At 70.6% G+C, this 18,607-nt stretch carries 18 protein-coding genes; 10 read left to right on the top strand and 8 right to left on the bottom strand.

Annotated elements, in window-relative coordinates; genetic code table 11:
• The first annotated feature begins 260 nt into the window (after positions 1–260).
• From PUR61_RS05280 to PUR61_RS05260, 5 genes are all read left to right on the top strand, one after another.
• Positions 261–2,480, top strand: a complete 2,220-nt coding sequence (locus tag PUR61_RS05280; protein WP_329876105.1) for a tetratricopeptide repeat protein — start codon at positions 261–263, stop codon at positions 2,478–2,480.
• 500 nt (positions 2,481–2,980) lie between these two features.
• Positions 2,981–4,078, top strand: coding sequence for a bifunctional DNA primase/polymerase (locus tag PUR61_RS05275; protein WP_329876103.1), 1,098 nt, complete (start codon positions 2,981–2,983; stop codon positions 4,076–4,078).
• Positions 4,079–4,329: 251 nt separating this feature from the next.
• The gene (locus tag PUR61_RS05270) at positions 4,330–5,733 is read left to right on the top strand and encodes a DNA primase family protein (protein ID WP_329876101.1); all 1,404 of its coding nucleotides are present in this window, start codon (positions 4,330–4,332) and stop codon (positions 5,731–5,733) included.
• On the top strand, positions 5,730–6,134 hold the full coding sequence (locus PUR61_RS05265) for a DUF6009 family protein (RefSeq protein WP_329876099.1): 405 nt from the start codon (positions 5,730–5,732) through the stop codon (positions 6,132–6,134). The genes PUR61_RS05270 and PUR61_RS05265 overlap by 4 nt, the downstream gene beginning before the upstream one ends.
• A gap of 659 nt (positions 6,135–6,793) precedes the next feature.
• Entirely contained in the window at positions 6,794–8,572 is a 1,779-nt protein-coding gene (locus PUR61_RS05260; protein WP_329876097.1) for an IS481 family transposase, read from the top strand.
• Between the two features lie 89 nt (positions 8,573–8,661).
• Here PUR61_RS05260 and PUR61_RS05255 read toward each other — a convergent pair whose 3' ends face one another.
• Positions 8,662–8,814 carry a hypothetical protein gene (locus PUR61_RS05255; RefSeq protein ID WP_329876095.1) on the bottom strand — a complete coding sequence of 51 codons (153 nt, stop codon included), beginning with the start codon at positions 8,812–8,814 and terminating at the stop codon, positions 8,662–8,664.
• Positions 8,815–9,026: 212 nt separating this feature from the next.
• On the opposite strand from PUR61_RS05255, the gene PUR61_RS05250 reads away from it, so the two are divergent.
• The 3 genes from PUR61_RS05250 to PUR61_RS05240 all read left to right on the top strand — a co-directional run bounded on the left by PUR61_RS05250 (position 9,027) and on the right by PUR61_RS05240 (position 11,648).
• On the top strand, positions 9,027–9,356 hold the full coding sequence (locus tag PUR61_RS05250; RefSeq protein WP_329876093.1) for a hypothetical protein: 330 nt from the start codon (positions 9,027–9,029) through the stop codon (positions 9,354–9,356).
• Positions 9,353–11,023 carry an alpha/beta hydrolase gene (locus PUR61_RS05245; protein WP_329876091.1) on the top strand — a complete coding sequence of 557 codons (1,671 nt, stop codon included), beginning with the start codon at positions 9,353–9,355 and terminating at the stop codon, positions 11,021–11,023. Before PUR61_RS05250 ends, PUR61_RS05245 begins: the two co-directional genes overlap by 4 nt.
• Before the next feature lie 70 nt (positions 11,024–11,093).
• The gene (locus tag PUR61_RS05240) at positions 11,094–11,648 is read left to right on the top strand and encodes a hypothetical protein (protein WP_329876089.1); all 555 of its coding nucleotides are present in this window, start codon (positions 11,094–11,096) and stop codon (positions 11,646–11,648) included.
• Between the two features lie 20 nt (positions 11,649–11,668).
• On the opposite strand, the gene PUR61_RS05235 is transcribed toward PUR61_RS05240, so the two are convergent.
• Both PUR61_RS05235 and PUR61_RS05230 read right to left on the bottom strand, forming a co-directional pair.
• Positions 11,669–11,926, bottom strand: a complete 258-nt coding sequence (locus PUR61_RS05235; protein ID WP_329876088.1) for a hypothetical protein — start codon at positions 11,924–11,926, stop codon at positions 11,669–11,671.
• A gap of 34 nt (positions 11,927–11,960) precedes the next feature.
• On the bottom strand, positions 11,961–12,251 hold the full coding sequence (locus PUR61_RS05230; protein ID WP_329876086.1) for a hypothetical protein: 291 nt from the start codon (positions 12,249–12,251) through the stop codon (positions 11,961–11,963).
• Between PUR61_RS05230 and PUR61_RS05225 the strand changes: the two genes are divergently transcribed.
• Complete coding sequence (locus PUR61_RS05225) at positions 12,223–12,639, top strand: hypothetical protein (protein WP_329876084.1); 417 nt, start codon at positions 12,223–12,225, stop codon at positions 12,637–12,639. The two genes, PUR61_RS05230 and PUR61_RS05225, sit on opposite strands and share 29 nt — an antisense overlap.
• A 271-nt stretch (positions 12,640–12,910) precedes the next feature.
• Here the strand turns inward: PUR61_RS05225 and PUR61_RS05220 are convergent, their stop codons facing one another.
• The 3 genes from PUR61_RS05220 to PUR61_RS05210 form a co-directional block, all read right to left on the bottom strand.
• The gene (locus PUR61_RS05220; protein WP_329876083.1) at positions 12,911–13,354 is read right to left on the bottom strand and encodes a hypothetical protein; all 444 of its coding nucleotides are present in this window, start codon (positions 13,352–13,354) and stop codon (positions 12,911–12,913) included.
• Positions 13,351–13,707 (bottom strand): hypothetical protein, encoded by a 357-nt coding sequence (locus PUR61_RS05215; RefSeq protein WP_329876081.1) that lies wholly within the window; start codon positions 13,705–13,707, stop codon positions 13,351–13,353. Before PUR61_RS05215 ends, PUR61_RS05220 begins: the two co-directional genes overlap by 4 nt.
• 478 nt (positions 13,708–14,185) lie before the next feature.
• Positions 14,186–15,058, bottom strand: coding sequence for a hypothetical protein (locus PUR61_RS05210; RefSeq protein ID WP_329876079.1), 873 nt, complete (start codon positions 15,056–15,058; stop codon positions 14,186–14,188).
• 286 nt (positions 15,059–15,344) lie between these two features.
• On the opposite strand from PUR61_RS05210, the gene PUR61_RS05205 reads away from it, so the two are divergent.
• A complete protein-coding gene (locus PUR61_RS05205; protein WP_329876077.1) occupies positions 15,345–16,289 on the top strand; it encodes a hypothetical protein in 945 nt (314 codons plus the stop codon).
• A 163-nt stretch (positions 16,290–16,452) separates the two neighbouring features.
• Here PUR61_RS05205 and PUR61_RS05200 read toward each other — a convergent pair whose 3' ends face one another.
• Together PUR61_RS05200 and PUR61_RS05195 are read right to left on the bottom strand one after the other, a co-directional pair.
• Positions 16,453–16,875, bottom strand: coding sequence for a peptidase inhibitor family I36 protein (locus tag PUR61_RS05200; protein WP_329876074.1), 423 nt, complete (start codon positions 16,873–16,875; stop codon positions 16,453–16,455).
• Between the two features lie 353 nt (positions 16,876–17,228).
• On the bottom strand, positions 17,229–18,386 hold the full coding sequence (locus tag PUR61_RS05195) for a pentapeptide repeat-containing protein (protein ID WP_329876072.1): 1,158 nt from the start codon (positions 18,384–18,386) through the stop codon (positions 17,229–17,231).
• Between the last annotated feature and the right edge of the window lie 221 nt (positions 18,387–18,607).

Here is an 18,607-nt window from a genome sequence, read left to right as displayed (position 1 = left end):
TCTGTGTCTTCATGCGGGTGATCGCGGACTTCGACGGGTCACCGGCCGCCAAGTACGGGCCCGAGGTCTGGGAGGAGGTATGGAGGCGTGTTCAGCCCGGTCGCCGACCCCGGGCTCGGGAGGGAACAGCTGGGGGTGCATCGCGCAGGACCCCATCGATGCGGGGCGTGCCGGCGGGGGCACCGGTCCCGGCCAGGGGGACGGGCGGAGGGCGAGGAGGGCCCAGGCCTCGAGCGCGGGCCTGGGTCCAGCCGGGGCCGGTGAGGAATTTCAAGGACCGGCTGTACGAGTTGTACCTGGGGGCGGGGGTGCCGTCGTTGGACGACATCGCCACCGCTGTCCTGCTGGACGATTCTCTGGAAGCGGCTCCCGGGCGGGACAGTGTGAACCGGGTGCTGTGGTCGACGCATCTCGGGCTGCAACAGGACGCGGTGGCGGTGGCGGTGGTCCTGGCGGCGATGGCGGGTGGCGACCGGGCGACGGCCGCCGAGCAAGTGAGGGAGCTGTGGGTTCAGGCCGCGGCGGCGCGCCCGTACGGGTGCGCGGTCGGTGAGGCGGACCCGGTGGTGCTGGGTATACGGGAGGCGTTCCTCCTGCCGGGGAGCGGGGGGACGCTACCTGCCATGGTTCCGTATGTCCGGCGCCAGCACGACCAGGCGCTCGAGGTTGTCGTCGGCAGAGCGGTCGCCGGCCGGAGTGGGATGGTCATCGCCCGGGGACCGCAGGCTGCGGGCAAGACGCGCAGTTGCTGGGAGGCCTTGCGGGGAATCCCCGACGGCTGGCGGCTGTGGCATCCCGCGGATCCGTTCGACAGTACCCAGGTCGTCCAGGGGCTGGCCCAGGCTGGTCCGAGGACGGTGGTCTGGTTGGACCGGGTAGAGCGGTATCTGGACCCTGTCCAGTGCCGGGGCACGGGGATGATCCAGGCCGAACTCGGGAATGCGCTGCACGATTCCCGCCGGGCTCCGGTCCTGGTGATCGGGACGGTCTCCACCACCGCCGGTGTCCTGACTCGCAGCGGGGGCCTGACACCGGGAGCCGACACCGCGGCACGGACCCTGATCGAGGACGCGGTCGTCGATGTGCCGTCGAGGTTCACCAAAGCGGAACTGGCGCGGTTGGCGGAACTGGCAGATCTCGACGAACGGTTGGCAATGGCCCGGGACAAGGCCCGCGGGGCGGTGCCGAAGTTCCTCGCGACAAGCAGGAACGCCTATCCGATCTTGGCACCCCAATCATTCCACACAGCTGTTGAACAGGGGGACACCGACACGTTGTTCATGGGCGGGGCGCTGCTCCAGGAATCGGGTCGACTGGAGGAAGCCGCAGCGTGGTACCAGCGGGCGGCCGAGGCCGGGGACAGCCAGGCCATCGAGCCGGCGGCGGCGCTGTTGACCGAGAGCGGCGCGCCGCAGGAAGCGATCTCCTGGCTGAGGACCCTTGCTGAGGCCGGCGATCCGGACGCTGCGGTAGCGGCTGCTCGGCGGCTGCTGAGGACAGGACGGGACAATGAGGCAATCCGGGTCTACCAGCAGGCCGCGCTGGCGAGTGGTAGCAGCCATGCTCTCCGGGCGGCGGCTGCGCTCATGCGGCGCAGCGGGCGGGCGCAGGAGGCGGTGAGTTGGCTTCGTGACTGTGCGACAGGGGGGACGCCTGTGGCTTTGCAGGAGGCGGCCGATCTCTTGTGGGAGATGGGGGACAGGACCAGGGCCTTGAGATTCTACGCGGATGCGGGGTCGGCCGGTGTGCCGGGGGCCTGGCGGGAGGCGGCGGAGCGGCTGCAGATATTGGGGCGGGGCGATGAGGCGGTGATCATGTATCGGGCTGCGGTCCGGCACGGGGACCGTCAGAGTGTGTTGCCGCTCGCCGACCTGCTGTTGGAGCAGGGCCGGCGGCGGGAGGCGCTGGAGATCTATCTCGTGGAGGCCGAGAAGCAGAGGAGCCCCAAGGAGCAGAACCCTGACCTGGGGGTTCTCTGGCGGGTGGCGAACCTGTATCGGTCTAGTGGACAGCCTGATGAGGCTCTGTCGTGGCTGCAGGAGGCTGCGGACCGTGGGGATGTGGCCGCGTTCATGCAGATCGGGCTGGTTCTGCGGGACAAGTGCGAAGAGGACGAGTGTTTTCTGGATGAGGCGGTCGCCGCGTTCACGAAGGCTGCTGCCGCAGGTGAGTGGCATGCCTATCGGGAGGTGGTGTGGCTGCTGCGGAAGTACCGGGGGCTCAAGGCGTCCGTGGCGTGGTTGCAGCGGCGTATCGAGGCGAAGGACCGGAGGGCTGTCCGGGAGATGGCTGATCTTCTGCGGGAGGCGGGGCTGCCTGAACAGGCGCTGGTCTGGTATCTGCGAGCCGCGGAGCAGGGCAGTGAGTACTCCGCGAAGTACGCGTTGCGGCTGCAGTCGCAGTTGTTGTCCGGTGAGGAGGCCGAGAGCTGGCCGGGGGGCGGGGACACGGTAGCGACCGAAGCGACCGAAGTCCGGTGATGGGGGATGCGGGGTTCGGGCGACACGCCGGGGGCGGAGAGGGTGATGGGCTCGGTCGCTTCGGTCGCTGGCACTCGGTCGCTGCACAGATATGCAGGTCAGAGGGCATGTGGTGGGTGAATCAGCGACCGAAGCGACTGAAGGTCCGGTATATGAGGACATTCGCGTGTGCGCGTGTGCGTCATAGACCTGAGCTTGAGTCGCTTCGGTCGCTGATTTCGCTCGAAAAGTGCTCTGACCTGCGGAAACATGTCTCGCTCAGGCGGGAGCGACTGAAGGTTCTCGGTCGCTGGCACAGTCCCCGGTCGCTGGCGCTCCCTGCCATCGGCGGGCGCGCGGTACAGGATTCCCGCTCGGCTACCCTATGTGGGCTATGTTCTGAGCTTGAGTCGCTTGAGTCGCTATTCTCGCCCGAGAGGCACTCTGACCTGCGAAAACAAACCAGCTACCCAAGTAGCGACTCAGCACACGACAGCTACCGACCACGGGGAGGGACCAGCGTGACGGCGCCGAACGCCGCAGCGAGCGACCGAACGGGCCACGAGCCCCGGTCGCTGGCTGTCGCCCGGTGGTGCGCCGCACAGGGCTGGCCGGTCCACCCTCTCGCACCGGGCCGCAAGACACCTCCGGCCAACTGCGAACCATGCCGCAACACCGACCACAATCCCGGCACCTGCCCCTGCCTCCCGGCAGGCCGATGGTGCCACGGCTTTCACGCCGCCACCCTCGACCAGGACCTCCTCACCGCCTGGTGGCGGGCGACCCCCGGCTTCGGTGCTGCGGTCTCCTGCGGGCCGGCCGGCCTGGTCGTCATCGACGTGGACACCCACAGCGAGACCGCGCCCGCCAGGGACCGGATCCTGCCCGGGATCCCGATCCACGACGACGTCCCGCTCGAGGGCCTGTCCTCGGGCTACCACTCACTCGCCCTTCTCGCGGCCCTGCGGTCGGCGCCGGACCCGTCCACCGACCCGGGAACACTGCGCGTGCGCACCCCTTCCGGAGGACTGCACATCTGGTACCGCGACACAGCGGACCTGGCATTCACGTGCTCCACCGGCTCCTCCGCGAACCGGGCGCTTGCCTGGCAGGTCGACGTCCGGGCCCACGGAGGCTTCATCGTCGCCCCGGGCACAGTCACCGCCGTCGGCGCCTACGAAGCCCTCCCCGGCGCCCGGACGCCCGCGCCACTCCCGCAGTGGCTCAGCACCGACCTCGTACGCACCGGCCACCTCAAGACGTCCTCCCCGAAGCTGGCCACCGACCACGTCGTGCCCCCTCGCACGCGGCAGGCGGTGATCGCCGCAGGCGGCGGCCACACCTCCACCACCCGAATGCTCGAGTCACTCCTCCAGGACGTCGCCGACTGCGCGACAGCCCCGGAGGGCACCGGCTTCACATCCAAGCTCAACCGTGCGGCCTACACCGCGGGGGGCTTGGCAGCCGGCGGCCACCTGACAGAGGCAGAAGCCGAGCAGGCACTTCTCGACGCCGCACTGGCCGCCCGTCCCGCCCAGGACCGCCACAACCGGGCCGTCATCCGGGCAGGTCTCGCTGCCGGCGCCCGCCGACCTCTCCACCTGGAGGTGAGGGGATGACCGACATGATCCCCCAGCCCCCGTCCCCAGGACCGGTCTTCGACCCCGACCTGGCGGCGCAGCACATCCTGGCCCGTCAAGGCGCCCCCGTTCTCCCACAAGCGGCGGCAGCCCCAGGCGGGAGACCAGCCGTGGTGCAGGACAGCCTGCTCGACCTCCCGCAATACCCGGCCCCGCTTCCGGCGGTCCTTCCCCAGTTTCCCTCCCCGGCCCTGCCGGCAGCCCTGGCCGTGGCACCCCAACACACCCCCATGGCGGAAGCCACCGCGCACGGACTGCTGCCCGACTCCCTGTCCGACCGCGGCAACGCCAAGGCCTTCGTCCAGCTCTACGGACGCGACTACCGTCACGTCCCGGGCCTCGGCTGGTACCGGTGGGCCGGCCACCGCTGGCAGGCCGACGAGGACGACACCGTCCTGTGGTCGGCCGGCGAGATGGCGGAGAACATCGCCACCCACGACCCCCGCGGCATCCACACCGGGTCAGACCTGCGCCGCCACCGCCGCCGCGCCCTGTCGACCTCCGGCATGAACGCGATGCTGGCGCAGGCCAAGTCGGCCCCGGGCATGGTCCTGAACGCCTCCCTCCTGGACGCCGACGCCTACGCCCTGTGCACCCCCGGCGGCGTCGTCGACCTGCGCACCGGAACGATCACCACCCCGGACCCCTCCCGCCACCACCACTCACGCTCCACCACCCTCGCTCCGGCGACCATGCCCACCCCACGCTGGAACCGCTTCCTGAGCGACACCTTCGGCGACGACGCGGACGGCCGCCAGACCCGCGACTTCCTCCACCTGCTCCTGGGCTACTCGATCAGCGGTGACGTCGGAGCGCAGGTCATGCCCTTCCTCTACGGGCAGGGCAAGAACGGCAAGTCCGTCCTGCTGGACGTGATGATCCAGCTCCTCGGCGACTACGCTGACGCCGCCCCGCCGGGCTTCCTCATGGCCAAGACGTTCGACGGACACCCCACCGACCTCGCCGAACTCCACGGCCGACGCATCATCGTCTGCTCCGAGCTCAAGCCGGGCGACCGCTTCGACGAGGCCCGCGTCAAGCTCCTCACCGGCGGCGACAAGATCAAGGCCCGCCGGATGCGGCAGGACTTCTTCTCCTTCGCCCCGACCCACAAGCTGTGGCTTCTCGGCAACCACCGCCCCGAGGTCGGCACCGGCGGCTTCGCGTTCTGGCGCCGCATGCGCCTGATCCCCTTCGAACGCGTCGTCCCCGAGGAACGCAAGATCGACAACCTGGCACACGTCCTCGTCGCCGAGGAAGGCCCCGGCATCCTCGCCTGGCTCATCGACGGGGCCCGCCGATACTTCGCCGGCAGCAAAGACCTCGCCGGCCCCCAGGCCGTCCAGGTCGCCACCACCGCCTACGCTGAAACCGAAGACCACGTCGGCCGCTTCCTCACCGAGGCCTGCCGAACAGTTGAAGGCATGCGCGCCGAACAGGCCCAGCTCTTCAGCGCCTACACCCGCTGGTGTGGTTCCGAGGGGTCCAACCCGGTATCCGCCCGTGCCTTCGCCGCACGAGTACGCGAGACACTGGGTATGACCTCCCCCAAGGAGATGATTCTGTCCAACAGCCGTAAGTTCTACCCGGGCATCGGCTTGATCACCGACGACACAGAGGAGCCCACACCGTGAGCGCGCTGATCGACCCCACCGAGCTCGCCCACGAAACCGGCCTCGTCTGGCTCGAGGACACCACCCACCTCGACTACGTCCGCCAGTCCCTCGACCGCCTCACCTCCCGACGCGGCCGCCCCGCCTACCATCGCGACGGCCGCATGGTCGGATTCGCGCTCCTCGGCCCCGAGGCCAAAGCCTCCCGAGCCTCCGGTACCTTCCGCCGCCGTGTCTTCTGGCTCCTTCCCCACGACCGCGACCAAGACCCCACCGGCCTCTACGCCACGGGCGCCCCCTCCGAAGCCGTCGACCCCCGCACCGTCGCCCCCGGCGTCAAGGGCTACAAGACCGAACGCTCCGAAGGCGGACCCGCCTCGCCCGCCATGCTCGAGCTGGGGATAACGCTCCCGAAAGCCTGACCGGACATCACCTGTTTGACACGGATCCGACGTACGGCGGCGACAAGGAACGCCTTTCCATCTGGGTCGCCTGGCCAGATAGGGCGCCGAAGGTCACCAGAGAGGAAAGGCGACGGGTCCGATAGGGCGGCGTCGTCTTGGCCAGGACGAGATCCTGCGGGCCCCGGACGGCTCCACCGTGATCTACGACGACAAAATCGAGGTGAGACGGGTCAGTCGGCTATCGGCCGGGTGTGGCGTCCTCGATGGCGGCGAGCGGGTGAGCTGGACAGCGCTGGCGGCTTCGCGGGTGGGGGGTCCGGGTCCTCGAGCTGCCCGGCGATCAGTGTGGCGGCCGCGGCGAGGACCGCCGCCGTCCCGGTGCCGGTCCTCAGGTGCGCGAGCTGAGCGACGGCCTGTTCGCCGGGTGTGGTCTGGGCGCGGGTGGGGGGATCAGGAGCCTATGCCGCGTGGCCGGGTGCTGGTCCCGGGTTCTCGGTCCGGCAGGGGGCCGTGGTGGTGGCGGGAGATGGCCTCCAGCAGTGCTTGGCAGGCTGTCATGTGCAGTCCCAGGACTTGCTTGACGTGGTTGTCCCTGGTCCTCCTTGACGGCGCGGGAGATCTTTGGCGGTCCGGTCACATCCTTGACGGGCTCGGCTCGTTGAACCGGCATGGGCGAGATGGCGGAGCCTGCCGCGGCGGGCGATGAGGACTGGACGGTCGAGCATCGGTTCCGTGCGGTGGCGGAGGTCCTGGACGGCGCCCCGGTGGCCGAGGTAGCCCGCCGGTACGGGACCTCGCGACAGTCGCTGCACACGTGGCTGCGGAGGTTCCGCGAGGGCGGGCGGGACGGCCTGAAGGACCGGTCGCGCCGGCCGCACACCTCGCCGTCGCGTGTGCCTGTCGAGGTCGAGGTCGTGGTCTGCCAGCTGAGGCAGACTTATCTGAGGTGGGGCGCCCGTCGCATCGCCCACGAGCTGGCCGAACGCGGAATCGCGAACGCTCCGGGACGGTCGACCGTGCACCGCATCCTGGTCCGCAACGGCCTGGTCACCCACCAGATCCAGGTCCATCGCCGCATCTACAAGCGGTGGCAGCGCGAGGCGCCCATGCAGCTGTGGCAGATGGACCTGATGGGCGGCGTCTTCCTCGCCGACGGACGCGAGTGCAAGCTCGTCACCGGCATCGACGACCACTCCCGCTACATCGTGATCGCCGCGGTGGTGATCCAGCCGTCCGGCCGGGCGGTCTGCCAGGCCTTCCTCGAGGCCATGCGCCGCTTCGGCGTCCCGTCGGAGGTGCTGACCGACAACGGCAAGCAGTTCACCGGCCGCTACTCCAAGCCCCTGCCCGTCGAGGTCATGTTCGAGCGCGTCTGCCGGGAGAACGGCATCAACCAGCGACTGACCAAGCCCCGATCACCGACCACGACCGGCAAGATCGAACGGTTCCACAAGACCCTGCGCCGCGAGATGCTCGACCACTCCGGCCCCTTCGCCGACACGGCCGCCGCCCAGGCCGCGATCGACGCCTGGGTCCATGCCTACAACCACACCCGGCCGCACCAGTCACTCGACATGGCCACCCCGGCACAGGTCTTCCGCCCACACGCCCTCCCGGCCGCGGTCTCGGCACCCGCTGGCGCGGTCTCGCCCACACCGGCGCCGAACGAGCCCGTCCGGCTGCCGGTCCTTCCGCCGCCTCGCTCGTCGGAGGAGAACGCTCCTGTCCAGGCCGTGGAGTTCGAGGGCGTGATCGGCCCCGGCCGGCACGTGATGCTGCCCCAGGGACAGAGCCTGAAGTTCAGCCCGACCCTGGCCGGCCGGACCGTCACGGTCTGGCTCAGTCACCGCACCGTCCACGTCCTGCTGGACGGACAGCTGATCCGCACGCGTTCGATGACCTTCACCGACGCCGATCTGCAGTGGGTGCTGCTGCGGGGCGGTCGACTCGCGGGGCCGGAGCCCCAGGGCGGCATCGGGCCGGACAAGCCGCTGGCGCCCGCGACCGTCGTCGAGGTCGACCGGAAGGCGACGAAGGACGGTGCGGTCTCGCTCGGCCAGACGTCCGTCGCTCTCGGCTCCGACCTGGCCGGCAAGCAGGTCACGCTGCGATTCGACGGCAGCATGATGTATGTGATCCACGCCGGAGTCCTGGTCCAGACGCTCCCAGCCCCGATCCCACTCCAGCGGCGCGCGAAACTCACCGGCGCCCGCGTCTCCACAACCCCGCTGCCGCCGCCTCCATCCCAACCGCGGAGGGCCATCCGGCGGGTCGGAGCAGACGGCACCTTCGCAGTCGCCGGGCAGAAGCTCCGCCCGGGCGTCGCGCACGCTGGCAAGACCGTCACCGTGGTCATCGAGGAGACCTGCTTCCGAGTCCTCGACGGCGACGTCGAGATCTCCACCCACCCCCGCAAAGGCGGTCCCGTCACCCGCTACGTCGCCGACTCCCGCTGACCGACAAGCATCACCTGGAACCGTCAGCCATCTTCCGAGACACCGTCAAGCAAGTCCCAGGACCGAAGCGTCAAGCATCTCCCAGGACCTCACAGACAGCGGGCCTGGCACCGGCGGACGTCCTCGGTGCGACCAGCGCAGGACCGGCCCCGTAGGGCAGCCGCCGGTCCTGCGCTGGTCGCGGTGAGATCGCGGCCGAGCGCGTCGATCGCGTGCTGCCAGTCGGTCAGATGGAGCAGCAAGCCGCGCTCCAGGGCGTCGACCGTGGCGTCGGCGATCAGATGGGTGGTTCTGCGACGCGGCCTTTTGAAGTCGCCACCGCGTCCGGAAGGGACGTATCGCCGTTTTGGTTACTTTCGTCTCATATTTGCTGAGTACCTATACGGATAGGAATCAGCCGATCACCGCAATAGGCTTCGCGCTGAACCGAGGAACTGTCGGGAGGGGAACTGCAGTGGGGCATCTGAAGGTCAATCCGGGCGAGATCGATATGTCCGCGGGGGTGGCGCGGACAATCGGTGAGGATCTCCGGAAGCCCTGTCAGGCGGCTGTTACGGCCAGCCAGACGGCCGCCGGCCAGTTGACGGGCTGGTCAGTGGCCGCACGGCTTGGCCGGGTGGCGGGGGAGTGGGCGCCCGTGCTGACGGGCGTCAGCGGCCGACTCAAGCAAACAGGTGACAACCTCGCCGCCACAGCGCAGGCATACAAGGGCAACGAGAACGCCGTCGCCAGTGTCTGGACGACGCAGGGGATCGGCGAGGCATGGGAGAAGCCGGGACAGTGAGCAGCAACCTGTTCGAGCTCCTGATGCGCTTCGACCCGACCAGCTTGCACGATGCCGCCAAAGCGTGGCGCGATCTGTCCAACGGAGCGCAGTCCGCCGAGAACAGGCACCGTAGTCAGGTGAACGGCCCGCTGCGGCAGGCGAAGTGGGAGGGGGAGGACGCGCAGAAGGCGTTCTTCGCCCTGGGCCGGAACGAGCAGATCCTGGAGATCCTGAGGGTCGAGTCCGCCGCTGTGGTGCTGACCTTGGATACGGTCGCTGAGCGAATGCACCAGGCGCAGACCAATCTGAAGAACGCTGTTCACCGCGCCGAGGAATGGGGTCTGGTCGTCGGTGCAGACGGGACGGTGAACCTGCCGCCGCTGGGTGAGGGCGAGCGGAACGACCCGGATGCCGCGTCCAGCCCTGAGCGCAAGAAACTGACGACCCTGCGGGGGGATGTCCAGGAGCGTATCAACAAGGCGTTGGCCGACGCGCGGCAGGCGAGCGACCAGGGTGACCGCGCCCTCGGGCGGCTCGATGCCAGCATCCTGACCCGCCCGCGTGTGTTCGGTTTCGCCGCCGAGACCGCCGCGGATGTGCGCGACGTGGCGAAGGACCTCGGTTTGGCCGATCCGTACGTCCCGGACAACAAGGATCCGAAGGCGTCCGCCGACTGGTGGAAGTACTTGACCCCTGAGCAGCAGAGCACCTACGTCGCGCTGTACCCGGAGCGGATCGGGCAGTTGGACGGTCTGCCCGCCACAGTGCGGGATGAGGCCAACCGGCTCGTCCTCGACCAGCAGTTGGACGAGTTGAAGGCGGGCAACGCACGCGGGAGTGGTCTGACCGCGGATGAGTACAGCACGCGCGAGCAGACGTTGATGAAGCTCAAGGAGCAGCTCGACCAGCACGACACCGCGGTCGAGGACAAACGGCTGTTCCTGCTCGGTCTCGACGCCAAGGCATACGGCGGCGACGGCAAAGTGATCGTCGCCATGGGCAATCCCGACACCGCCGACCACACGGCAGTCCTCGTGCCTGGTACGGGAACGACGATCGACAGCACGGGGGGCCAGCTCGCGCGCGTCAGTGACCTGCAGGAGGCCGCGAGGCAGGCGTCGAAGGGGACGAACCAGAAGGTGTCGGTGATCTCGTGGCTCGGCTACGACGCCCCCGAGGTCCCAATTCAGCAAGCGCCGAACCTCGCCGTTGTCGGCACTACCCGGTCCTCGGACGGGGCCGAGGCCCTACGCCAGTTCACCCAGGGCACCCGGGTCGCCCAGGGTGACCATCCCAGTCACCTCTCGGTGTTCGGCCACAGCTACGGAACGACGCTCGTCGGTGCGGCTGCAGCGGGTGGGGAAGGACTGGGCGCTGACGAGATCGTCGCTGTTGCGAGTCCTGGAATGACCGTTGACCGTGCCCACCAGCTCCAGATCGACCCGAGCCACTTCTGGACCGGCAGAGCCGAAGACGACGGTATCGCTTTGGCCGCAGGACTCAGCCTCGGCTTCGACCCGGTACGCGGCGAGTTCGGCGGGCAGCAGTTTGAGGTCGACACGTCCGGGCACAGCGGCTACTGGGACGACGGCAGTAAGAGCGTCGACAACCAGGGCCGCATCATCGTCGGGAAGCCGCCGACCACGCTTCCCAGACTAACCGTCACCCCACCGGGTCCCCTGTAATCGGCGGGCCGGGCTGGCCACAGCCCGGCTGCCCGGTCCTCACCCTGTTCCAGCCGCAAGGAATTCCACCATGCCGTTTCCCCTGCCACGACCCGTTGCCCGCACCGCCGGAGCGCGGCGCCTCGGCGTCGCCGCGCTGGCGCTCTGCCTGCCCCTGATCCTCGGAGGATGTATGTCCACGCCCGGCCCCAACGAGCCGCTGCCCGTCAAGGCCCGCCAGGACGCCCAGGACTGGGCCCAGCACATGACCGAGTACATGGCCCAGAGCGCAGGCGTCACCCTCGACACGGGCAGCGCCGAGCCGTTCTTCAACGACTGCGTCGGCAAGAACAACGAGGTCGCCAGGGACGGCCGGTACAAGATGTCGTACGCGGTCTACAGCTCCGCTCCGCTTGAGCAGCACCCTGAGGCGGTCCGCAAGGTCCGCGCGATGCTCGAGCAGCAGGGCTTCAAGATCGACGGCTACCGGGAGAGCACAGACGGCAAGGTGGATACGGTCCTCGACGCGTCTAAGCCGGAAAGCCGGTACCTGATCACTGTCGAGACCACGACCGGAGGGCTGCTGCTCTTCCGGGTCAACACCCCCTGTCTGATGCCTCCCGCAACACCGGGCACCTTCAGCTGACACAGGTGGACGGGTCGGGGCTACCGTCCCGGGGCGGCGCTGTCGATCGCGGCGAGCAGCCGGCCGTGGACGGCGGCGGCGGCCTCCCGGGTCGCCGGGTCCTCGCTCTTCAGCTGGGGCGCGATCAGCTCGGCGGCCGCGGCGAGGACCGGCACCGGCACGGTGGCCTCGCGCAGGTGGAGGAGCTGGGAGGCGGCGCGCTCGCCGGGGGTGGCCTGGGCGCGGGCGTCGGGTATCAGGGAGGTGAGGCCCCGGGCAAGGGGCTGGCTGCTGGTCACCCGCCCCATTCTTCCGCGCCCCGGGCGCGGCTGATCACCACGGCCGGTCGTCGGGTTCCTGGTCCGGCAGGGGACCGTGGTGGTGGCGGGCGATGGCCTCCAGCAGTGCCTGGCGGGCCCGGCGCCGGCGGACGTCCTCGGTACGGCCGGCGCCGGCGGCCCAGTCGGGCAGCGGCCGGTCCTGCGCGGCTGCGGTGAGCGCGCGGCCCAGTTCGCCGATCGCGGCGGGGTGACCCGCCGCCCGCCCGGTGCCTCGTTGTCCGGGCCGGACCGTTCCCCGTACCCACGGAGCTCCGATGCCCGGCCAGCCGTCGACAGCCGACATCCGGACCGCCCGCCTCCTCGCCGCCGAGGCTCTGCGCAGCCTCGACCGCGGACAGGACGACGTCGCCCGCGCGCTCGCCGACATCGCCCTGGTGCACGCCCGCCTCGCGGCCGGCCCTGCCGACGACGCGGAACCGCGCTGGGTACCGGCCCGGGAACCCACCGCGGAGGACAAGATCCTACTGTCGCTGGCCGAGGCACCCGAGCCCGGCTTCCTCCACATCGACCGGATCGTCGAGGTGACCGGGGCACCCCGCAAGACGGTCGAGAACGCGCTCACCTGCCTGGTCAAATCGGGCCGCGTCATCCGCAACCCGACCGCGCCCGGGCAGTACAGCGTCCCGTCGGCCGAGCCGACCGGAGTACCGGCCCCGGCCGCGACCCCCTGAACGGCCATCGGCCCGCCGACTCCTCCGCCAGGTCACCGGCCGCCGCACCACTGCCTCCCCCGGTCCCGCGCCCGGGACCCGGTCTGCTGCACATGGGTCGTCATCTGGGACTCCCCCGTGCTGCGGCGTCATGGTGTCGTGACGCCACGCCGTCGCAGAGTCCCTCCCGGCCGGTACCGCCGCCGGGGGCCCGGTCGGCGGGTGGCGGTCACCATCGGGGTGCGGCCGCCACCCGCCGACCGGGTCTCCGTGGCCCGGTGCGGGGCCCGAGTCAGTCGGCCGACCGGCCCCGGGACCGTTGGCGGTAGGCCTTCTGCCGGCAGGCGTTCGAGCAGAAGCGCTGCGGCCGCCCGCCGGCCCTGGTCGGGGGCGGGACCACGGACTGCTCGCACTGCTCGCAGGGACGGAGCATGCTCCGGTCCGTCGCGCGGACGGCGGCCTTAATCTCCGGCGGCAGGCCGTCGACCAGGGCATGGAGCTCTGACGAGACGGCTGAGCTCGGGCGCCGCGCCTCGGATGTCCTCCTGGTGTACTCCTCGTACAGCTCGCGCCGCGACATGCCGGCCCACCTGTGGACCTGAAGGTCCGACATCTCCACGGTGGCGACCAGCTCGACCATGACCGTGGCGGTCAGCACCGTCGTGTCGCTGAGTTCCAGCGCGTTGGTGGTGGCGGTGCGGGCGGTGGGGTCGCCGGGGGTGCGTCGGCGGGTCACTGGGCACCGCCGGCGGGCGAAGCGGCGGTCGTGGTGGTGCCGGGTTCGACGATCTGGCCGGGGATGACCGGGGCCGCCTGCGGTGCGGGCGTCGGCGCGGTGGCGCTGCTCTGCTGGCCGAGCTGGAGGCCGCGCAGCGGGGCCGTGAGCTCGCGCATCCCCTGGTAGCGGGGCGTGAAGCGCTCCACGGCGCCGATCAGGCCGGTGAACTGACCCACCATGGTGGGCATGTCCTGGGACCGGGTCCGGGCGACGCACACCCGCACGATGTAGGCGATCAGGGCGGCGAGCACGACGAGGGAGCCCAGGGCGAACACCACCACCAGGGCTGCGACGACGAGAGCAGCGTCCATGATTTTCCTCCAGAAACGACGATAGGCCCCCGCCGGACGGCGGAGGCCTGGGACTGTGCGGTTGTTTTCGGGCATGCAAAAAGCCCCGTCGATTGACGAGGCTCAGATGCATCAGGACGCAGATGTCCCGTTCGGGAACAGTCTCCCAAACGTCGAACGCCCGGTCAAACCAGTCTCTGAGCTGGGCATTTGGGCTGCACCGCACCGAGTAGATAAGCCCTGGGTTTCGTAACGCGAGTACTTCGCCGGCCTCCACGCCCCCGATCCGCCCCGCCCGGCCCGGGGTGGATCATGGTCGGGTGGCCACACCTCCACCCGCCCGCCGCCTCGAACCGCTCCAGCACGGTGCGCAGCGCGGCATCGACGGCGGCCTGCGACCACGGTGGCGGGGTGCGGGGTGCGCGGACGGTGTCGGCGAGTACCCGGGCGGCGCCGGGGCCGAGCGCCCGCCGGGCGCGGCGGGTGGGCGCAGGCGGTGTCATGCCGGTCGCGGCTGCGTGGTGTCGGTGGTGCCGTTGCCGTTCGCGCCGCCCAGGTCCTCGACCACGCGCAGGTTGAGTTCGGTGGCGATGCGGTGCAGGTGTTCCCACTGGCCGTCTTCCAGACCGAGTGCGGGGTCGTCGGCCACCCGCAGCAGGGCAGCGGGCGCGATGCCCGGCCCGGCGGCGGCGAGCGCGTTGTGCAGGGCCTGCCCGCACGCTTCCTCGCCGAGGCCGCCCTGGTAGTGCAGGGCGATCTCGAAGGACTCGGACGCGCTCTCGGCGACGCGCCGGTAGGCGAGGCGGTCGAGCGGATCGCCGTGCTCGTGGCCGAGAGTCCGGGGCATGCGGACGGGCAGGACGCGGGCGTCACCGGCCGCGGTGGCGAGACGGCCGGCCTCGGTGACGCAGGCCAGCTCGCCGGCGAGCACGGTGAGCTCGCGCTCCAGGTCGCCGAGCACGCAGGACGGGAACGCCGCAGCGAGCGCGCACACCGCCACCAGGGCGAGCCGCTCCCCCCGGTGGAGCTCGGGCAGTGAGCCGATGGTGTGCGAGGCGCCGAGCACCACGTCCGCCGCCAGCGTGTAGCGCAGCTCCTCGGCCAGCAGACCGTCGCTGCCGGGGATGATCTCGCGGCCGCTCACCTGGACGACCGCGTCGGCCACCCGCTCCAACGCCCGGGCGTGCTCCTCCTCGCCCTGACGACCGGCCAGCTCGCGCACCCACCCGGCCGCCGCCTCACCCGCGCCGGCGGCCCGCTGCAGCACCGCCAGCTCGGCAGCGCCCTGCGCCTGGTCCTCGCCGCCGGGAACGTCGGTCTCGTCCGGGGTATCGGAGTGCTGCTGCGGCGCGGTCAGCGGAGAGGTCGTCATGCCGGTGCAACCGCCGTGGGGCCCGGTCGGTCACGGGCAGCAGCGGGTGCAGCAACGGCACCCTTGCAGCACGCGGGGCAGCCAGCACGCCTCGGTGCAGCAGGGGCGGCCTTGCTACACCGGTGCAGCGCTGAGCAGAAGCGCCCGCCCGTGCTGCGCGCCGCCCGCTGCGCGTGCGTGGTGCGGGACAACCTGCTGCGTAGCGGGGACAGCCTCGGTGTGCGTGTACGGCGGGGCGCTTCGCAGCAGCCTGCCGTCCGGCTGTTTCTCCCCGGGGGTTAACGCGGTGTCCGAGCCGATGCTGTTCGGCGGTCCGGCCTGCGCGGTGTGCGGGGCGGAGCTGGCATGGGCGGGCAAGGGCCGGCGGCCGAAGTACTGCTCGAAGAAGTGCTCGTCGAAAGCGGACCGCGCGCGGGAGAAAGAGAAGCAGACCCAAGCCCTCACGATGGCCGCCGAAACACCCCGGGGCGAAACGGGACTTCCCGCTGGCCTGGCTGACGACCCGGTGGCGGCCGAGCTGCTCGCCCTCGGCGCCGAGCTGCACGGGTACGATCGGCTGCTGCTGCTCCAGCTCGACCGCGCGGCCCGCGACGACGAACCGGCCCTTGCGTGCCAGGCGGTGAACGACTCCCTCCACGCCGCCCATCTGGTGATGCAGCGCCACCGCGACCTGGCCGAGCGGCTGCTCGCCGAGCACCCGACCCAAACCCAGGAAACGGGACAACCTGCCCCGAAGACCGCCGAAACACCCCGGGGCGAAACAGCACCCGCCACAGAACCGGCCGAACCCGCGCCCACTACGCCCCGGGGAGAAACCCCGGCCCCGGCCGACGGCGCGGGGCTGCGCGACCTGGTCGACCGGCACCTGTCCCAGCAGAGCGCCCACGCTCCCAAGCCCGCTGCCCCGGACCGGACGGTGACGGTGCCGCGCGACCCGCTGCTGCGCGGCCTGCCCCGCAGCATGGACGCCCACATCCCGCTCGATCCGGCGGTGTTCGGCCACGGCTGGGCGCTCGCCGGCTGGACGGTGAAGCCAGACGTTCTGCTGGTGCTCGGCCAGGGCCACCCAATCGGCTGGGTTGAGCGCGGCCTGTCCGGCATGGGCGACGGGTGGGTGGCGGTGTGCGAGAACTACTTCATCGGAGACCCGGCCACGCTGGAGGCGAGACTGCACGACACCCCGGAGCTCGCCGCCCACACCGTGCACCTGGCCTACTCGCAGAACCTGTAACACCACCGCCCGGTGCGGACGCTCTCTCGGGCCGCCCCCAGGCACGGACAGGATTGTCAGCCGCAAGTGGCCCGGGTTGTCGTGGTCCACCATCCGCCCGCCGTGAGCGTGGCATCGTCCGCCTGGCCGGCCCGGCGATGTCGTGCGGGCCCGTGCGGGCCGGTCAGGCGCCGCAGACGGTGTCGTTGATCTTCAGTGAGTGCGTGACGTCGTTGAGCTGGTACGAGCGCAGGTCGTTGATGGTGCCTCCGTCGCGTCCCACGCACACGTGCCGGCCGAAGTAGTTGTCCTTCTGGTAGACGCGCGCGGTGCGGCCGCTGTTGTTGATCACCGAGCTTCCCGCGCCCCGGATGTAGTCCGGCAGGTGTCGCTCGCTCCCGTCGACGGCCCGCTTGACGTAGGGCTGCCCGACGAAGTCGATGTCGGGGTAGATGCACACGAAGCCGCGGGGGCACGCGATCTTGTCCCGGTGCTGGGCGGGGGCCACTCCGGTGTCTGGGGCGGCCTGGGCGGGAGTACCGGCGAGCACCGCCGCCAGAGCCATGGTGGTGGCGGCGATCGTGGTGCGTGCACGCATGGTGTGCATGTGGGTCCCTTCGATGGTTCCTCGGGCGGCGGGGCGGTGGTGCACCCGGATCGGGCCGGGTGGGCCCTGGGCGCCTGTGGAGGGTGTTCTCCAGGCGAACCGATTCTGCATGCGGCCGACCACCGGGATTCACCCGAAGGAGCCAAGCCGCGGCCCGCCGACCACACCGCCGTGCCGCGGGCCTGCCCGCCCGCCGTCATCAACGCCTCCATCGGAGGCATGCACCCACTGACCGCCGCTCAGCCGCGACGGATGCCGGGCGGGCCCGCGGGCCGCCGCCGTCCCCGCTCGCAGCCCGCGCATCGCCACACCACCGACTACCAACCGGGGCCGGTAGCTCCCCGTGGCATCACCTACGGCGCCACTTCATGTCCCACCTCAGTGATTCGCGCCCGCACCCGAGCATCCGCATCGAGGCCGGCCGGCAACGTCGTTCTCTCGCAGGGCCTGGCCAGAACCAGTTGCCCAACGGTCAGGGAAAGGGCCCCCTCTAACCGAGTGCCGTCCAGATGGGCCCCGATAAGCCGAGCCCCTTCCAGGCGGGCCCCGTCCATGTGGGCCATTTCCAGGTGGGACCCGACCAGATGGGCCCCGTCCAGATTCGCCCTCTCCAAGTGGGCCGCTATCAGCATCGCCTCCTCCAGGTGCGCTCCGACCAGGTTCGCCTCCTCCAGGTGGATCACGACCATGTTCGCCTTCTCCAGATGGGCTTCCGCCAGAATTGCCCCCTCCAGGTGGGCATGGACCAGGTTCGCTCCTTCCAGGTGGGCCTTGGTCAGGTTCGCTCCCTGCAGATGGGCTCCGTACAGATCGACGTTGCCCAACCGGGCCCCGGACAGCTCCGCGCCGCGTAGGTCGGTCCTGGCGAGGTTGATCCAGAACGGCTCATCGTCGTTCTGCGGCCGTCGGCCGAGCACGGTCAGAGCCGCCTGCACCGGTTCCGGGGGCCGGCGCGCAGCGACCGGGGTCGCACCCTCGTGCAACCGCTTGTGCAGCCGCCACCGCCGCAGTGGCCCAGCCAGTCGCTGGGAGCCGCGGCGCAGGCGGTCCTGGGCGGACGGCTGTGTGGTGGGAGCGTGCGCGCGGACGAACGCCGCGAGGACCTCCACGACAGTGGCGTGGTCCCGCTTCGAGTCGCGCATGATCCGCTCCAGGGCATAGATGCCACCGAGCTGTTCCATGGGCTTGTCGGAGGCAATCTGGCTGATGGCCCTGAGGTACCGGTCGGTGACCTGCCCCTCCCGGACCTGGTGCAGGGTCCGGCGGGTGAACAGGAGGCCAACCGCCGCCACGCCGGCGGCGGCCGTCGCGAGCAGAGCGGTCCGCACTCCCGTCACCGTGGCAGCGTCGGCCGGAGACAAGGACCCGTTCAGGTGGTGATCGTCGATCCACCACGGCACCCGCCAGATGGCCACGCCGACCGCTGCGACTGCGGCGATCGGCGCCAGGATGTACCAGAAGGCAACCCAGACCCGGCGGTCGTACCACTTGGTGTTCGCGTTGTCCGCCACACGGCCGTGCCTACCCGGCCCCCCGGAACGCCCCAGCGCGCCGCACCGGAAGAGGCACCTGTACGGAGCTCAGGCACACCCGAATGCGAGCACGGCGGTGGACGGAGACCGCTGCTGTCGTGGTCGGACAGTGGAGACGCGGCGGCCGGGCGAGAACGTGATCTTCCGCCGACGACACCTGGTATTCACCGCCCACCTGCCCGACCACCTCCAACACACCG

Origin of the sequence: Streptomyces sp. BE20 (assembly GCF_036322525.1) — a bacterium.
Taxonomy (GTDB): Bacteria; Actinomycetota; Actinomycetes; order Streptomycetales; family Streptomycetaceae; genus Kitasatospora.
The sequence above is the reverse complement of the archived record's forward strand: the minus strand, read 5'-3'. Positions and strand labels throughout refer to the sequence as shown.